At 69.2% G+C, this 15,928-nt stretch carries 12 protein-coding genes and 1 pseudogene; 8 read left to right on the forward strand and 5 right to left on the reverse strand.

Annotated features, from left to right (window positions below; genetic code table 11):
* On the reverse strand, nt 1-383 hold a 383-nt coding region (locus tag CCS38_RS08430; protein ID WP_223732567.1), incomplete at its 3' end, for a single-stranded DNA-binding protein.
* A 78-nt stretch (nt 384-461) separates the two neighbouring features.
* Complete coding sequence (gene rpsF, locus CCS38_RS08435; RefSeq protein ID WP_003978891.1) at nt 462-752, reverse strand: 30S ribosomal protein S6; 291 nt, start codon at nt 750-752, stop codon at nt 462-464.
* A 229-nt stretch (nt 753-981) separates the two neighbouring features.
* Here rpsF and CCS38_RS08440 point away from each other — a divergent pair, with 229 nt between their 5' ends.
* From CCS38_RS08440 to CCS38_RS08450, 3 genes are all read left to right on the forward strand, one after another.
* On the forward strand, nt 982-1,311 hold the full coding sequence (locus CCS38_RS08440) for a hypothetical protein (RefSeq protein ID WP_223732568.1): 330 nt from the start codon (nt 982-984) through the stop codon (nt 1,309-1,311).
* Nucleotides 1,312-1,437: 126 nt separating this feature from the next.
* Nucleotides 1,438-2,556, forward strand: coding sequence for a lipid II:glycine glycyltransferase FemX (locus CCS38_RS08445; protein ID WP_223732569.1), 1,119 nt, complete (start codon nt 1,438-1,440; stop codon nt 2,554-2,556).
* A gap of 68 nt (nt 2,557-2,624) precedes the next feature.
* Complete coding sequence (locus CCS38_RS08450; protein WP_030259495.1) at nt 2,625-3,656, forward strand: alanine racemase; 1,032 nt, start codon at nt 2,625-2,627, stop codon at nt 3,654-3,656.
* Between the two features lie 105 nt (nt 3,657-3,761).
* Here CCS38_RS08450 and CCS38_RS08455 read toward each other — a convergent pair whose 3' ends face one another.
* Nucleotides 3,762-5,222: a glycosyltransferase family 87 protein gene (locus CCS38_RS08455; protein WP_223732570.1), complete on the reverse strand. Its 1,461-nt coding sequence runs from the start codon at nt 5,220-5,222 to the stop codon at nt 3,762-3,764.
* Between the two features lie 136 nt (nt 5,223-5,358).
* Complete coding sequence (locus CCS38_RS08460) at nt 5,359-7,992, reverse strand: transglycosylase domain-containing protein (protein WP_223732571.1); 2,634 nt, start codon at nt 7,990-7,992, stop codon at nt 5,359-5,361.
* A gap of 362 nt (nt 7,993-8,354) precedes the next feature.
* Between CCS38_RS08460 and CCS38_RS08465 the strand changes: the two genes are divergently transcribed.
* The 3 genes from CCS38_RS08465 (at nt 8,355) to CCS38_RS08475 (ending at nt 11,590) form a co-directional block, all read left to right on the forward strand.
* Complete coding sequence (locus CCS38_RS08465; protein ID WP_223732572.1) at nt 8,355-8,990, forward strand: PadR family transcriptional regulator; 636 nt, start codon at nt 8,355-8,357, stop codon at nt 8,988-8,990.
* 97 nt (nt 8,991-9,087) lie between these two features.
* A complete protein-coding gene (locus CCS38_RS08470; RefSeq protein ID WP_223732573.1) occupies nt 9,088-10,170 on the forward strand; it encodes an inositol-3-phosphate synthase in 1,083 nt (360 codons plus the stop codon).
* 97 nt (nt 10,171-10,267) lie between these two features.
* Nucleotides 10,268-11,590, forward strand: coding sequence for an MFS transporter (locus tag CCS38_RS08475; RefSeq protein WP_223732574.1), 1,323 nt, complete (start codon nt 10,268-10,270; stop codon nt 11,588-11,590).
* Nucleotides 11,591-11,616: 26 nt separating this feature from the next.
* Here CCS38_RS08475 and CCS38_RS08480 read toward each other — a convergent pair whose 3' ends face one another.
* Complete coding sequence (locus CCS38_RS08480; protein WP_223732575.1) at nt 11,617-13,095, reverse strand: CCA tRNA nucleotidyltransferase; 1,479 nt, start codon at nt 13,093-13,095, stop codon at nt 11,617-11,619.
* 185 nt (nt 13,096-13,280) lie between these two features.
* Here CCS38_RS08480 and CCS38_RS08485 point away from each other — a divergent pair, with 185 nt between their 5' ends.
* Both CCS38_RS08485 and CCS38_RS08490 read left to right on the forward strand, forming a co-directional pair.
* Nucleotides 13,281-15,641, forward strand: a complete 2,361-nt coding sequence (locus CCS38_RS08485) for a DUF6049 family protein (protein WP_223732576.1) — start codon at nt 13,281-13,283, stop codon at nt 15,639-15,641.
* Nucleotides 15,642-15,687: 46 nt separating this feature from the next.
* Nucleotides 15,688-15,928 (forward strand): annotated as a pseudogene (locus CCS38_RS08490) (murein biosynthesis integral membrane protein MurJ); the annotation flags it as partial.

Consider the following 15,928-nt stretch of genomic DNA (forward strand, 5'->3'; position numbering starts at 1 on the left):
CCGCCCTGAGCACCCCGGCCGCTGGTCTTGGTGACCTTGGCCGTGGCATTGCGCAGGCTCGCGCCGACCTCGTCGACGTCGAGCTCGTAGACCGTGCGCTTCACGCCCTCGCGGTCCTCGTACGACCGCTGCTTGAGGCGGCCCTGCACGATCACGCGGGTGCCCCGCGTAAGGGACTCGGCGACGTTCTCCGCCGCCTGACGCCACACCGAGCAGGTCAGGAACAGGCTCTCGCCGTCCTTCCACTCATTGGTCTGACGGTCGAAGGTGCGGGGAGTGGACGCGACGCGGAACTTCGCGACCGCCGCACCGGACGGGGTGAAGCGCAGCTCGGGGTCGTCAACAAGATTGCCGACGACCGTGATGACGGTCTCGCCTGCCATTAGGGGAACCTCTCGGCGGGTGTGCTGCTGGCTGCTGTGTTGCTACTCGAACCCGATGTCCGCTGAACGCTTACGCGGTCAGTGGGTCTCGGGACGGAGGACCTTGGTCCGGAGGACCGACTCGTTCAGGTTCATCTGACGGTCGAGCTCCTTGACGACGGCCGGCTCGGCCTGGAGGTCGATGACCGAGTAGATGCCCTCGGGCTTCTTGTTGATCTCGTACGAGAGACGACGACGGCCCCAGGTGTCGACCTTCTCGACCTTGCCGTTGCCCTCACGGACGACGGAAAGGAAGTTCTCGATCAGGGGGGAGACAGCGCGCTCCTCCAGATCGGGGTCGAGGATGACCATCACCTCGTAGTGACGCATGTGGAACCCACCTCCTTTGGACTCAGCGGCCACGGTCGTTCCGTGGCAGGAGGGTCGTGATGCGTTCCGCGCCCGGTCCGTACAGCGAATGCGGACAGACATGGGCGCAGACCGTACAGAGTACCCGCCTGAAGGCTTCCGGTTGAAATCAGGCCACCGATCCCCCCAATCTGGAACACAACGGGTGTGAGCGGCGTTACAGTGCGCCGCCTGTCTACGGAGGTGCCGCATGGCACATGCAGTACAGCCCCAGAAGCCCCAGCAGCACGGCCTGCTCTCCCTGCTGAACAGCGACGGCAAGGCGCACCCCCTCGAAAACACCCTCGCCGCGGTAACGCTGGTGCTGGGCCTCGTCGCCGTCATCTCCGCCTACTTCACCCACCTGCACCTGCTCAGCTCCTGGGCCGGACTGTTCGGCATCGGCACTGGCGCCTGGGGACAATTCATCTCCGTGACGACCGGGGAACGTTTCGTGCTGATCATCGGCCTCGGCGCCGCGGCACTCGGATTCTTCCTCGGCATGGCCCACGGCGGCCTCTTCGGAGGCGTACTGGGCTAGCCGCACGGATGATGTACGGACGCCTGCGGCCGTAGGCCCAGACGGGGCGCTCCCTTGGCGCAGTAGGCTTCGGCGCGAGAGCCGGAGCCCCGACCACGGGGACAAACCTGCCGAGGAGCGCCCCGCATGAGCCTGACCCTGAGGACCATCAGTCGAGAGCAGCATCTGGCATATATCCAGAGCCTGCCCGCGGCCAGCCACATGCAGGTCCCGGCCTGGGCCGATGTGAAGTCCGAGTGGCGCTCTGAGAACCTGGGCTGGTTCGACTCCACCGGTCAGCTCGTCGGCGCCGGCCTGGTCCTCTACCGCCAGCTGCCCAAGATCAAGAGGTACCTCGCGTACCTCCCCGAGGGCCCCGTCATCAACTGGTACGCCCCCAATCTGGAGGACTGGCTGCAGCCGATGCTCGCGCATCTCAAGCAGCAGGGTGCCTTCTCCGTGAAGATGGGCCCGCCGGTCGTCATCCGCCGCTGGGACGCCGCCGCGATCAAGTCCGGCATCCAGAACCCCGACGTCAAGCGGCTGCGGGACGTGGAGGCCACCCACATCGAGCCGCGCGCCTTCGAGGTCGCCGACCGGCTGCGCCGCATGGGCTGGCAGCAGGGCGAAGACGGCGGTGCGGGCTTCGGTGACGTGCAGCCCCGCTACGTCTTCCAGGTGCCGCTGGAGAACCGCTCGCTGGAGGACGTCCACAAGGGCTTCAACCAGCTGTGGCGCCGCAACATCAAGAAGGCCGAGAAGGCCGGCGTCGAGGTCGTCCAGGGCGGCTTCGAGGACCTCGCCGAGTGGCAGCGGCTGTACGAGATCACCGCGGTGCGTGACCACTTCCGCCCGCGGCCGCAGAGCTACTTCGAGCGCATGTGGAAGGCCCTCAACAGCGAGGACCCGAACCGCATGCGGCTGTATTTCGCCCGCCACAACGGCGTGAACCTCTCCGCGGCGACGATGCTGGTCGTCGGCGGCCACGTCTGGTACTCCTATGGCGCGTCCGACAACATCGGCCGCGAGGTCCGCCCGTCCAACGCGATGCAGTGGCGGATGCTGCAGGACGCCTACGGGCTCGGCGCGACCGTTTACGACCTGCGCGGCATCAGCGACTCGCTGGACGAGACCGACCATCTCTTCGGTCTGATCCAGTTCAAGGTCGGTACCGGTGGGCAGGCGGCGGAGTACCTGGGCGAGTGGGACTTCCCGCTGAACAAGCTCCTGCACAAGGCGCTGGACATCTACATGTCGCGGCGCTGACCGCTCGCCCGCGGCAATCCCCACAGATCCGACGCACCACAGCAACGAGAAAGGTTCACGGGCCGGCCATGGCGCTCACCCTCTACGTCGACACCGCGCGCTGGCGGGCGCACCAGCAGCAGGTGCTTCAGCAGTTCCCGGGGCTGGTCCCGGTCTGCAAAGGCAACGGCTACGGCTTCGGCCACGAGCGTCTCGCCGATGAGGCGACCCGCCTGGGGTCCGACCTCCTGGCCGTCGGCACCACCTACGAAGCAGCCCGCATCAAGGACTTCTTCAGCGGTGACCTGCTCGTCCTGACGCCGTTCCGGCACGGCGAGGAGCCGGTGCCGCTGCCGGACCGGGCGATCCGCTCGGTCTCCTCGGTCCAGGGACTCGGCGGACTGGCCGGGGCGCGGGTCGTGATCGAGGTCATGAGCAGCATGAAGCGGCACGGCGTCACGCCGGAGGAGCTGCCGATGCTGGCCTCCGCGATCGAGAACGTACGGCTGGAGGGCTTCGCCATGCACCTCCCGCTGGACCGTACCGACGGCACGGACGCGGTGGACGAGGTCATCGGCTGGATGGACCGGCTCCGCAACGCCCGGCTGCCGCTGCACACCATGTTCGTCAGCCACCTCAAGGCCGATGAGCTGCACCGGCTGCAGGCCCAGTTCCCGCAGACCCGCTTCCGCGCCCGGATCGGTACGCGGCTGTGGCTCGGCGACCACGACGCCACCGAGTACCGCGGCGCGGTCCTGGACGTCACCCGCGTGGCCAAGGGCGACCGCTTCGGCTACCGCCAGCAGAAGGCGGCCTCCGACGGCTACCTCGTCGTGGTGGCCGGCGGCACCTCGCACGGCGTCGGCCTGGAGGCCCCCAAGGCGCTGCACGGCATGATGCCCCGCGCCAAGGGCGTCGCCCGGGCCGGCCTGGCGACGGTGAACCGCAACCTCTCGCCGTACGTGTGGTCCGGCAAGCAGCGCTGGTTCGCGGAGCCGCCGCACATGCAGGTCTCCATCCTGTTCGTGCCCAGCGACGCGCCGGAGCCGAAGGTCGGCGAGGAACTGGTGGCCCACCTGCGGCACACCACTACGCAGTTCGACCGTCTCGTGGACCGCTGACCTGCGGATTCCCGGACCTGGACAACGGGCCCGGACGCCTGGCTCCCCGCCGTGCGTCCGGGCCCGCCGCGTATCTACCGGCCGACCTGCCGACGGCGCCGCCGGTCAGTCCCCGGCCGGCCCCCACTCGACCCGTGCCGCGCCCTCGAACGGGGCGGCGTGCCGCGGTGCGTGGTGCTGTCGCCCCAGAACGAACACATCGGGGGCCTGGTCCAGGACGCCGCCCGAGGGGTCGTCGGCGCCTTCCCTGCGCACCGTGTCCCGGTCCGGCAGCAGGATGTCCCTGACCACCACCGCGCACAGGTACAGCGTGCCCAACAGGTGGAGAACGATGGCAAGTTGGTAGCCCTCGGGCGGCAGGCCCTGGTGCTTGTCCCCGCTGCCGCTGTACGCGAGGTACAGCCAGATGCCGAGGAAGTACATGACCTCGCACCCCTGCCACACCAGGAAGTCCCGCCAGCGCGGCCGGGCCAGCGCGGCCAGCGGGATCAGCCAGAGCACGTACTGCGGTGAGTAGACCTTGTTGGTCAGGACGAAGAGCGCGACGACCAGGAACGCCAGCTGGGCCAGGCGCGGGCGGCGTGGCGCGTAGAGCGTGAGCAGCGCGATGGCCCCGCACCCGACGATCATCAGCAGCGTCGCGTAGGTGTTGGCGTACTCCAGCGGGTTGCCGGTGCGCTGGGAGATCAGCAGCCAGACGGAGCCGAAGTCGATCGGCCGCTCCTGGCTGAAGGTGTAGAACTTCTGCCAGCCGTCCCAGGCGGGCAGCATCACGGGCAGGTTCACCGCCAGCCAGGAGAAGGCCGCGCCGCCCATCACGGCGCCCAGGGACCGCCACTTCCCGGCCCGCCAGCACAGGACGAACAGCGGCCCCAGCAGCAGGACGGGGTAGAGCTTGGCCGCTGTCGCCAGCCCGATGAACACTCCGGCGGCGAGCGGGCGGCTGCGCGACCAGAGCAGCATCGCCACCGAGGTCAGCGCGACGGCGAGCAGGTCCCAGTTGATGGTGGCTGTCAGCGCGAAGGCGGGCGCCAGAGCGACGAGCAGGGCGTCCCAGGGCCGCTTGCGGTGCGTCCGGGCCACACAGACCGCGATGACGGCGGCGCAGACCATGAGCATCCCGGCGTTGACCAGCCAGTAGATCTGCTCGCGGTGCTGCATGGTGCCGCCGTGCGGGGTCAGCCACGAGGCGACCTCCATGAACACGCCGGTCAGCACCGGGTATTCGAGGTACTGCATGTCACCGGGCAGCCGGTCGAAGTACGGGACGAGGTTCTCGGCGAACCCGCGTCCGACGTAGAGGTGCGGGATGTCCGAGTAGCAGGCGTGGGTGTACTGGCTGGTCGCGCCGAAGAACCAGGCGCCGTTGTAGCAGGGCAGCTTCTGCACCATCCCCAGCGCGAACATGCCCAGGGCGACCAGGGCAATGATGCGTACCGGCGTCCACCAGCTCGCACCGAGCAGCACGCGGCGGCCGAGCGGGCCGCCGATCAGCTCGCTGCCGGCCGCCGCCACCTCGTCCCGTTGCGTCGGCCGTACGGGCTCGTCCTGTCGCACGCTCGTCATGGGGTCATCCTGCCGCACGTCCCTGTGCCGGAGACGGCGAAGCCCCCGCCCGGGCATGCCGGGTCGGGGGCTCGTCGTTTCGCATCCGCTGTTTCACGTGAAACCGGTCGAGCGTTTCACGTGAAACAGCGCGCGGTCAGTTCTCGAAGCCGTCCGGGCCTCCGAAGAAACCGCCGCCGTCATCGCCGCCGGGCGGCTCGGTCGCCGGTGGCGAGGTCTCGTCACCGGGATCACCCGGACCACCGGTCGGGCCGCCGTTCTGGCCTCCCTCGTCCTTACAGCCCAGGTCCCAGGGCGAGCAGGTGTCGCTCGCCGACGGGCTGGGGGAGGACTCGCTCGGACTCTCCGAAGGCGACTCCGACGGCTCCTCCGTCGGCTTCTCCTCCGTCTCCGTCGGGGTCGGCTTCGGGCTGGCGCTCTCGCCGTAGACGACCTTGCCGATCGGCTGCGGCGGCGGGAACGTCTCCATCGGCTCGCCCTGCATCGCCCGCATCATGTAGTCGCGCCAGATCTGCGAGGGGAACGAAGCTCCGTGGATCTTCTCCTCGCCGCCGACGCCGTACATCTTCAGGAAGCGCTGCGACTTCGCCTGGTCGTTGACGCGCCACATGCCGATCGTGGTGGCCAGCTGCTTGGTGTAGCCCGCGAACCACGCCGACTTGTTGTCGTCGGTGGTACCGGTCTTGCCGGCCGCCTCACGGCCGTCCGGCAGCTGCGCCGCCGTACCGGTGCCCTTCTTGATCACGTTCTTGAGCACGTCCGTGACGTTGTTGGCCACGTTCGGGTCGAAGGCCGTCTTGGTCTTCGACTCGTGCTTGTAGAAAGTGGTGCCGTCCTTGGTCACCGACTCGACGGAGTACGGGTCGGTCTGCTCGCCGCTGGCGGCGAAGGTGGCGTACGCGCCGGCCAGCCGGATGGCGCTGGGCGCCGAGGTGCCCAGGGAGAAGGTCGGCGTGGTCCGCGCCATGCTGTTGTCGTCCCGCAGACCGGCGGCGATGGCCTCCTGCTTCACCACATCGGTGCCGACGTCCATGCCCAGCTGGATGTAGGGCGTGTTCACCGAGTACTGCATGGCGGTGCGCAGGCTGACGCGGCCCTTGTCCTCATTGCCGTCGTTGGCCTGGTGCCACTCCTTGCCGTCCCGGTCGTGCCAGACGGTCCCGTCGTAGTTGAGCAGCCGCACCTTGTTGTTGCCGTTGTACATGCTGTTCGGCGACACGGGAGTGCGGACGGCCGGGTTGTTCGGGTCCCGCACGCCCTTGTCCATCGCCGCGGCCAGGACGAACGGCTTGAACGTGGAGCCGACCTGGACACCGGTGTAGTCGGCGTTGTTCGTGTAGTGCTCCGTCGCGTCCTTGCCGCCGTAGATCGCGACGATCTTTCCGGTCCCCGGCTCGACCGAGGCCCCGCCGAACTGCACGTACTTGTCGACCGCGCGCTGCTCGGGGTTCAGCGCCTTCTTCGAGACGTTTTCGACGGCCTTGGTCAGTTCACCCATCTTCTTACGGTCGAAGGTGGTACGAATCGCATAGCCGCCCTGCTTCAGCTCGGCGTCCGAGATGTCGCTGTTGGCGGTGATGTAGTTGTTGGCGAGGTCGACGAGGTAGCCCTTCTGCCCCCGCAGGTCCATCGCCTTCTTCGGCGGCCGCGGCATGGGGAAGTCGTCGTCCTGGATCTTGGCCCGTGCCGCCTTGGACAGCCGGCCCACCTGGACCTCCCGGTCCAGCGTCCACGACCAGCGCGCCTTGGCCCGCTTGAGGTTCGCGTTCTTGCTCTCCGTCGTGACGTACGGGTCGTAGAGGTTGGGGCCGTTGAGCAGCGAGGAGAGGAAGGCGCTCTCGCTCGTGGTGAGGTCTTCGCTGTCCTTGTTGTAGTAGGCGCGCGACGCGGCCTGGATGCCGTAGGCGCCACGCCCGTAGTACGCCGTGTTGAGGTACCCGGCCAGGATCTTGGGCTTGGGCTCCGAGGCGCCCACCTTTATCGAGATGAACAGCTCGGTGATCTTGCGCTTGAGCGTCTGCTCCTGGTTCAGGTACGTGTTCTTCACGTACTGCTGGGTGATCGTCGAGCCACTCTGGGTCTCACCGCCCATGGCCATCTTGACCACCGCGCGGGCGATACCCATCGGGTCGACACCCGAGTCCGTCTCGAACGAGGCGTTCTCCGCGGAGATCACCGCATTCTGCATCGACTTCGGGATCTGGCTGATCGGCACGATCTGGCGGTTGAGCTCACCACCACCGGCGACGACCATCTGCTTGCCGTCGGCCCAGTAGTAGACGTTCTTCTGGACCTTCGAAAGCTTCTGCGCGTCGGGAACGTCGACGTACGCCAGCGCGATACCGGACAGGCCGAGCACCAATGCGATGAAGCCCAGGCAGCTGCCCAGCACGAGGCGCCAGGACGGCACCCAGCGGCGCGCCCCGTCCTTGTCCGAGCGCGGGTAGTCGATGAACCGCTTCTTGGGCGGGTGGCCGCCGCCACCCGCACCGGCGGAGCGCCGACCGCCGCGGCCGGCAGCTCCGGCCGCCGCCGCCTCGGGCGCCCTCCGGCGCCCGCCGCGTTGCGCAGCCCGGCGCGCGGCCGCCCGCCCCTGGTAGGGAGGCTCCTGCTCAGGCACGCCGGACGAAGCGGCAGCAGAAGCGGACGCCCTGCTGGAACCGCGCGACGGCGCGGCTCGGCGGCCACTCGATTGTTGCTGTGCGGCGCGTCGGGCCGCGGCACGTCCGCCACCTTGCGGCTGCGGCGGTTTGCGACGGTGCTCGCTCATGGAACGGTTACTCCTCGGGCAGGCGCGCTATCTCATCGCCTGAAGGCGGCAGTTCACTTCAGGTCCCCCCGACAACACGGCCCGCATTGGTCGCACGGGCCGCACTACACCGGGGACGGAGACGCCACTTCTCGCCACTTGGTTCCCGGCAGTCTGCATGCCGCACAGACTACGCACGGCCAAAACCTGCCCAGCCTCGAAATTCACTCCAAATCAGTCACGTTGGCTACAGCGAATCAGCGATGTGATGCCGTTCACCGTCCCCGCCCTTGTCCCACCCAGCGACCCGTTCTATCGTCTGGATGTATCGAGTCGATACATCAGCTCGGCATAAAGAGCGCACACAGCTGGGGAGGCGGAGGATGAGCAGACGGTCCGGCATCCTCGAATTCGCCGTGCTCGGCCTGTTGCGCGAGTCCCCCATGCACGGCTACGAGCTGCGGAAGCGGCTCAATACTTCGCTGGGTGTTTTCCGAGCGTTCAGCTACGGCACCCTCTACCCCTGCCTGAAATCCTTGGTCGCGCACGGCTGGCTGGCCGAGGAGACCGGGGGAGCCGCGGCCCAGGGCACCGCCCCGGCCGCGTCCCTCGCGGGACGCCGAGCCAAGATCGTCTATCGGCTGACGGCGGAGGGGAAGGCGCACTTCGAAGAGCTGCTCTCCCACTCCGGGCCCGACGCCTGGGAGGACGAGCACTTCGGTGTCCGGTTCGCCTTCTTCGGGCAGACCTCGCGCGATGTACGCATGCGCGTACTGGAGGGCCGCCGCAGCCGCCTGGAGGAGCGCCTCGAAAAGATGCGCGCCTCCCTGGCCCGCAGCCGCGAGCGGCTCGACGACTACACCCTCGAGCTGCAGCGGCACGGCATGGAGTCCGTGGAACGCGAAGTGCGCTGGCTGAACGAGCTGATCGAGAGCGAGCGGGCCGGGCGCGACCAGCGTGCCCCGGATACCGCAGCCCCGGACCGGAACGAGTCAGGAGAGACGGGCGGCCTGCCCTGACACCGGGGTGGATCCCGGCCGGATCCGTCCGATGACACCGCAACATGAGGCTCCGCAGCCGCGGAGCCGCGTCGAGAACAAACAGGGAGCAACCGGAATGGGTTCGGTTCGCGTAGCCGTCGTCGGCGTGGGCAACTGCGCCGCATCGTTGGTACAGGGCGTCGAGTACTACAAGGACGCCGACCCGGACAGCCGCGTGCCCGGTCTGATGCACGTGCAGTTCGGTGACTACCACGTGCGGGACATCGAGTTCGTGGCTGCCTTCGACGTCGACGCCAAGAAGGTCGGCCTCGACCTCGCCGACGCCATCGGCGCCAGCGAGAACAACACCATCAAGATCTGTGACGTGCCGCGCTCCGGCGTGACCGTTCAGCGCGGCCACACCCTCGACGGCCTCGGCAAGTACTACCGCCAGACCATCGAGGAGTCCGCCGAGGCCCCCGTCGACGTCGTCCAGGTCCTCAAGGACCAGCAGGTCGACGTCCTGGTGTGCTACCTGCCCGTCGGCTCCGAGGACGCCGCGAAGTACTACGCCCAGTGCGCCATCGACGCCAAGGTCGGCTTCGTCAACGCCCTCCCGGTCTTCATCGCCGGCACCAAGGAGTGGGCGGACAAGTTCACCGAGGCGGGCGTCCCGATCGTCGGTGACGACATCAAGAGCCAGGTGGGCGCCACCATCACGCACCGCGTGATGGCCAAGCTCTTCGAGGACCGGGGCGTCATCCTGGACCGCACGATGCAGCTGAACGTCGGCGGCAACATGGACTTCAAGAACATGCTCGAGCGCGAGCGCTTGGAGTCCAAGAAGATCTCCAAGACGCAGGCCGTCACCTCCCAGATCACCGACCGTGACATGGGCGCGGACAACGTCCACATCGGTCCCTCGGACTTCGTCGCCTGGCTGGACGACCGCAAGTGGGCTTACGTCCGCCTGGAGGGCCGCGCCTTCGGTGACGTCCCGCTGAACCTGGAGTACAAGCTCGAGGTCTGGGACTCCCCGAACTCCGCGGGCGTCATCATCGACGCGCTGCGCGCCGCGAAGATCGCCAAGGACCGTGGCATCGGCGGCCCGATCCTCTCCGCCTCCTCGTACTTCATGAAGTCCCCGCCGGTCCAGTACTTCGACAACGAGGCTCGGGACAACGTCGAGAAGTTCATCAAGGGCGAGGTCGAGCGCTGAGATAGCGCGACCGCGGCCGCCGCCGCTTCCGCACCGTCCTGACGCGGGCCCCTGGGAATCTCCCCAGGGGCCCGCAGCCTGTGTGAGGCTGTGGCCCATGTCCGCCGTGCGTGCCCTCCGCAGGCTCCTCCGCCGCCGCGATTTCCGCCGGCTGCTGGCCGTCCGGCTCCTCTCCCAGGCCGCCGACGGCGTGTACCAGGTCGCCCTCGCCTCCTACGTCGTCTTCTCCCCCGAGCGACAGGCGTCTCCCGCGGCCATCGCCTCCGCCATGGCGGTGCTGCTGCTCCCGTACTCCGTGCTCGGGCCGTTCGCCGGAGTACTCCTGGACCGCTGGCGCCGCCGCCAGGTCCTGCTCCACGGCAACCTGCTGCGTACGGTCCTGGCCGCCGCGACCGCGGTGCTGCTGCTGGCCGGCGCGCCGGACTGGCTCTTCTACGCCTCCGCCCTCAGCGTCACCGCGGTCAACCGCTTCGTCCTGGCCGGTCTGTCGGCCGCACTGCCCCGGGTCGTCGACAACGCCGAGGCGCTGGTGGTGGCCAACTCCCTGTCCCCCACGGCCGGCACACTGGCCGCCACCGCGGGCGGTGGCCTCGCCTTCGCCCTACGGCTCGTCGGCGTCGAATCCGACGCGATCACCGTCCTGCTCGGCGCCGTCCTCTATCTCTGCGCCGCCCTCGTCGCGCTGCGCATCCCGGCGGCGCTCCTCGGCCCGGACCTCGGCCAGCTCGTACCGCGTGTCTCCACTGCCCTGCTGAGCACCGCTCGCGGGCTCGTCTCGGGACTGGCCCACCTCGGCCGGCGCCGGTCCGCCGCCCGGGCGCTGGCCGCGATGGCGCTGATGCGCTTCTGCTACGGCGCGCTGACGGTCACCGTGCTGATGCTGTGCCGTGCCTACTGGCCGCAGCATGGGCCAGACGGGATGACCACGCTGGGATTCGCGCTCGCCGCGTCCGGCGCCGGATTCTTCGCTGCCGCGTTGCTGTCCCCCTGGGCGGTCACCCGGCTGACCCCCACCGGCTGGATCGCGGCGTGTGCCGGCACCGCCGCGGTACTGGTACCCGCACTCTGGCTGTCCTTCGCGCTGGCGCCGGTGCTCGTCGCCGCCTTCGTCCTCGGCCTCACGACCCAGAGCGCGAAGATCGCCACGGATACGGAAGTCCAGTCCGCCGTTGACGACGCGTTCCGCGGCAGGGTCTTCTCCCTCTACGACGTGCTCTTCCACGTCTCCTTCGTCGGCGCAGCCGGGGTGGCGGCCCTCATACTGCCGCCCGACGGCCGCTCTTCCGCACTGATCATCGGGGTGGCGGTGATCCATTTGGCCGTCGCGCTCGCCATGGCGCGGGCTCGTGTTTCACGTGAAACATCGCCCCGGCCGAAGGACGACCGAGGCGATGCGCGAGGTGTTTCACGTGAAACATGAGCGGCCGGACACGTCGGCCGCCGGGATCAGCTCTGCTGCTCGGCCCACCATTCCTTGAGCGCCGCGACCGCCGCATCCCGCCCCATCGGACCGTTTTCCAGCCGCAGCTCCAGCAGGTACTTGTACGCCTTGCCGACGCCCGGTCCGGGCGCGATGTCCAGTACCTGCATGATGTCGTTGCCATCCAGGTCCGGCCGGATTGCGTCCAGCTCCTCCTGCTCCTGCAGCCGCGCGATGCGCTCCTCGAGCCCGTCGTACGCCCGCGAGAGCGCGTTGGCCTTGCGCTTGTTCCGCGTGGTGCAGTCCGAGCGGGTCAGCTTGTGCAGCCGCGTCAGCAGCGGGCCGGCGTCCCGTACGTACCGGCGGACAGCCGAGTCGGTCCACTCACCCGTGCCGTAGCCGTGGAAGCGCAGGTGCAGCTCCACCAACCGCGCGACGTCCTTGACCATCTCGTTGGAGTACTTCAGCGCGGTCATCCGCTTCTTGGTCATCTTCGCGCCGACCACCTCGTGGTGGTGGAAGGAGACCCGGCCGTCCTTCTCGAAGCGCCGGGTCTTCGGCTTTCCGATGTCGTGCAGCAGCGCCGCCAGCCGCAGCACCAGGTCCGGGCCGTCCTCCTCCAGGTCGATGGCCTGGTCCAGGACGGTCAGCGAGTGCTCGTAGACGTCCTTGTGACGGTGATGCTCGTCACGCTCCAGCCGCAGCGCCGGCAGCTCGGGCAGGACCCGGTCGGCGATGCCGCTCTCGACCAGCAGCGCGAGCCCCTTGCGGGGGTACGCGCCCAGGATCAGCTTGTTCAGCTCGTCACGCACCCGCTCGGCGGAGACGATGTCGATCCGGTCCGCCATCTCCTTCATCGCGGCCACGACCTCGGGCGCCACCGTGAAGTCCAGCTGCGCGGCGAAACGCGCCGCCCGCATCATCCGCAGCGGGTCGTCGGAGAAGGACTCCTGCGGGGTGCCCGGCGTGCGCAGCACCTGCGCCGCGAGGTCCTCCAGGCCGTTGTGCGGGTCGATGAACTCCTTCTCCGGGAGCACCACGGCCATCGCGTTCACGGTGAAGTCCCGGCGCACCAGGTCGTCCTCGATCGAGTCGCCGTAGGACACCTCGGGCTTGCGCGAGGTCCGGTCGTACGCCTCCGAGCGGTACGTCGTGACCTCGATGTCGAAGGAGTCCTTCTTGCAGCCGACGGTGCCGAAGGCGATGCCGACCTCCCACACCGCGTCCGCCCACGGCCGGACGATCTTCAGAACGTCCTCGGGCCGGGCGTCGGTGGTGAAGTCCAGGTCGTTGCCGAGCCGGCCCAGCAAGGCATCCCGCACTGAACCACCGACCAGGGCAAGAGTGAACCCGGCCTCCTGGAATCGGCGGGCCAGATCGTCCGCGACGGGCGACACGCGCAGCAACTCGCTGACGGCGCGGCGCTGGACCTGGTTCAGCGCCTGCGTCGACTGTGCGCTGCGCTCGGTCTGCGGGGCGTGGGTGTCATTGTTGGCGTTCGGCACAACAGGACAGGGTACGTGGCCGCGCCACGCGAGGCGGACACGTATAAAGGGGACGAGTTCGCGGAGACCGGCCGCCCGCCCGATCAGGTGGAGCAGTCCGCAGCACTTCGCCACAGCAGTCATCGTTACCATGCGTGGACGCATATTGCGACGACCACTGACGACGACGAGGGACGGGCGAGCGCGTGGCCGAGGCGGCAGGGTTCCAGGTGACCGAACGGCCGCGTGGTCGATGGCTGCGACGGGCCGCTGCGCTGGTCGCCGGCGCGCCGCTGCTGGCCGGATTGCTGCAGGTCCCCGCGGCGCAGGAAGCGCACGCCGCACCCTCCGGCTCCCGGACGGTCGACGTCGACATCGACTCGCTCACCCCGCCGGCGCCCGGCAAGGACGACGACGCGGTCACCGTCTCCGGCAGCATCACCAACAAGGGCCGCGCGACGATCACCGGCGGACACATCGGACTGCGCCGCGGGCCCGTACTGAACAACCGCAGCACCATCGACGACGTGGCCCGGCGCACCGGCTACTCCGCGGGCCTGGACGGCCAGGAGGTCGGTGGCAGGACGGAGAAGGTCAGGGCGCTGAAGCCGGGCGTCTCCCAGCCCTTCACCCTGCGGGTCCCGGTCAAGAAGCTGCGTCTGAGCAAGGACGGCGTCTACCAGCTCGGCGTCTCCTTCTCCGGCCGCTCCAGGAGCGCCCCGTACGAGCAGGTGCTCGGCATCGAGCGCACGTTCCTGCCCTGGCAGGAGGCCGACGCGCCGAAGAAGACGGACCTCACGTACCTGTGGCCGCTGATCTCCAAGACCCACCTCACCGCGGAGACAGAGGGCGACGAACAGCAGACCCCGATCTTCCGCGACGACAAGCTGGCGGCCGAGATCGCGCCGGGCGGCCGGCTGCAGCAGCTCGTCGCCCTCGGCAAGGACCTTCCGGTCACCTTCGTCGTCGACCCCGACCTGCTCGCCTCCGTCGACGCCATGACCGGCCGGTACAAGGTCGAGGGGCCGCACGGCACGACCAGGCCGGGCCGGAACCAGGACGTGGCCAAGCAGTGGCTGAGCGATCTTGAGCAGGCGGTCCAGGCCCACGAGGTGATCGCGCTGCCGTTCGGCGACCCCGACATCGCCTCGCTGGCGCACCAGGGCAAGGCCGTACCGAGCGCGCTGGGCCACCTCGGCCCGGCCACCGAGCTGGCGTCGAAGACCGTGGACACCGTTCTCCCGGGCGTGAAGGCGCGGAACGACTTCGCCTGGCCTGTCGACGGCGCCGTGGACTCCTCCGTCGTGGACGTGGCGACCTCTGCGGGGGCCCACAACGTCATCGCCCGCAGCGACAGCATGCGGGAGAACGGCCTGTCCTACACCCCCACCTCCGCTCGGCCCATCGGCGGCGGCAACACCGCCGTAGTCGCGGACGCCGGACTGTCCACCGCCTTCACCGGCGACCTGTCCAAGGCCGGCTCCGCGACCCTGGCGGTACAGAACTTCCTCTCCCAGACCCTGATGATCAATCTTCAGGACCCGTCACGGCAGCGCAGCGTCGTGGTGGCGCCCCAGCGGATGCCCACCGCGAGCCAGGCCCAGGCGATGGCGAAGGCCGTGCGGGCGCTGAACGACAGCGGCTGGGCCGAGGCGCAGGACCTCAGCGACGCGGCCAAGGCCAAGCCCGACCGCAACGCCACCCGCCAGGTGCCCGGCCCCGCCTCGTACCCGTCTTCCCTGCGCAAGCACGAGCTGCCGGCAGCCGCCTTCCGGCAGGCGCAGGAGACGCGTACCGCGCTGGACGACTTCGAGGTCATCCTGGCCGAGCCGTGGCGGGTCGAGACCCCCTTCGGCAACGCGATCATGCGGATGATGTCGACGTCGTGGCGCGGCGACGCCAACGGGGCCAAGGCGTTCCGCAAGTCCGTCCGCAGCTACCTGGACGGCCTGACGACCAAGGTGCACCTGATCCAGAAGTCGGACGCCACGCTCTCCGGGCGCAGCGCCACGATTCCCGTCACGGTGCAGAACAACCTCGTCCGGGGCGTCGAGGGCATGACGCTGCGGCTCACGTCCTCCCAGCCCAATCGGCTGGACGTGGGTGAACCGCAGACGATCGACGTCGAGGGCGGGCACAGCCAGTCCTTCAAGTTCGACACCACCGCGCACGCGAACGGCCCGGTGCAGGTCACCGCGCAGCTCTACACCGCCGACGGCAAGCGGTACGGGCGGGCGATGACCTTCGAGGTGAACGTCACCGAGATCACCGCTACGGTCATGCTCGTCATCGCGGGCGGCGTGCTGCTGCTCGTCCTCGCCGGCGTACGGATCTACCTGCAGCGCAAGCGCGCGGCGGCCCGCGAGGACGACGACGGCACCGACGGCGGGGACGGTACGGACGGCGGCGCCGGCTCGGACGACGGGGACGGCACCCCGGACCGCGACGGCACGGACGAGGACGGCCGGCCCTCGGACGGCGAATCCGAGCAGCCGGGTGACCCGGCTGCGGACACCGGTTCGGAAAGCACGGACGCGTCCGGCTCGGGTGAGAAAGTGGACCGTTGATACATGGCGGGGCCGGATGGCCGGCGACGGATGAGGTGGGGCAGCTATGAATGCGCCGTACGACGGTGACCGCGGCCAGGCTGCGAGCGGCGACGCCGCAGACCGGCCCCCACAGCCGCCGCAGGCACCGGACCCATATGTGCAGGACGCCTACTCGCGGGCGCCCTTCCCCTCGCAGGACCCCGCGGCCCAGGACCCGGTGGCCGACGCGCTGTACGACCGGGCGGCGCACCCGCCGCACCAGGCCGCGCCGGACCACCCGCTCTACCAGCAGCCCCCGGCCCCCA

The sequence above is a fragment of the Streptomyces purpurogeneiscleroticus genome, from assembly GCF_020024005.1.
Taxonomy (GTDB): domain Bacteria; phylum Actinomycetota; class Actinomycetes; order Streptomycetales; family Streptomycetaceae; genus Streptomyces; species Streptomyces purpurogeneiscleroticus.

Bases quoted from the DNA above. Each gene is read 5' to 3' on its own strand.
- rpsF (WP_003978891.1), bottom strand. From the start codon at position 752: ATGCGTCACTACGAGGTGATGGTCATCCTCGACCCCGATCTGGAGGAG.
- CCS38_RS08440 (WP_223732568.1), top strand. From the start codon at position 982: ATGGCACATGCAGTACAGCCCCAGAAGCCCCAGCAGCACGGCCTGCTC.
- CCS38_RS08445 (WP_223732569.1), top strand. From the start codon at position 1,438: ATGAGCCTGACCCTGAGGACCATCAGTCGAGAGCAGCATCTGGCATAT.
- CCS38_RS08450 (WP_030259495.1), top strand. From the start codon at position 2,625: ATGGCGCTCACCCTCTACGTCGACACCGCGCGCTGGCGGGCGCACCAG.
- CCS38_RS08455 (WP_223732570.1), bottom strand. From the start codon at position 5,222: ATGACGAGCGTGCGACAGGACGAGCCCGTACGGCCGACGCAACGGGAC.
- CCS38_RS08460 (WP_223732571.1), bottom strand. From the start codon at position 7,992: ATGAGCGAGCACCGTCGCAAACCGCCGCAGCCGCAAGGTGGCGGACGT.
- CCS38_RS08465 (WP_223732572.1), top strand. From the start codon at position 8,355: ATGAGCAGACGGTCCGGCATCCTCGAATTCGCCGTGCTCGGCCTGTTG.
- CCS38_RS08470 (WP_223732573.1), top strand. From the start codon at position 9,088: ATGGGTTCGGTTCGCGTAGCCGTCGTCGGCGTGGGCAACTGCGCCGCA.
- CCS38_RS08475 (WP_223732574.1), top strand. From the start codon at position 10,268: ATGTCCGCCGTGCGTGCCCTCCGCAGGCTCCTCCGCCGCCGCGATTTC.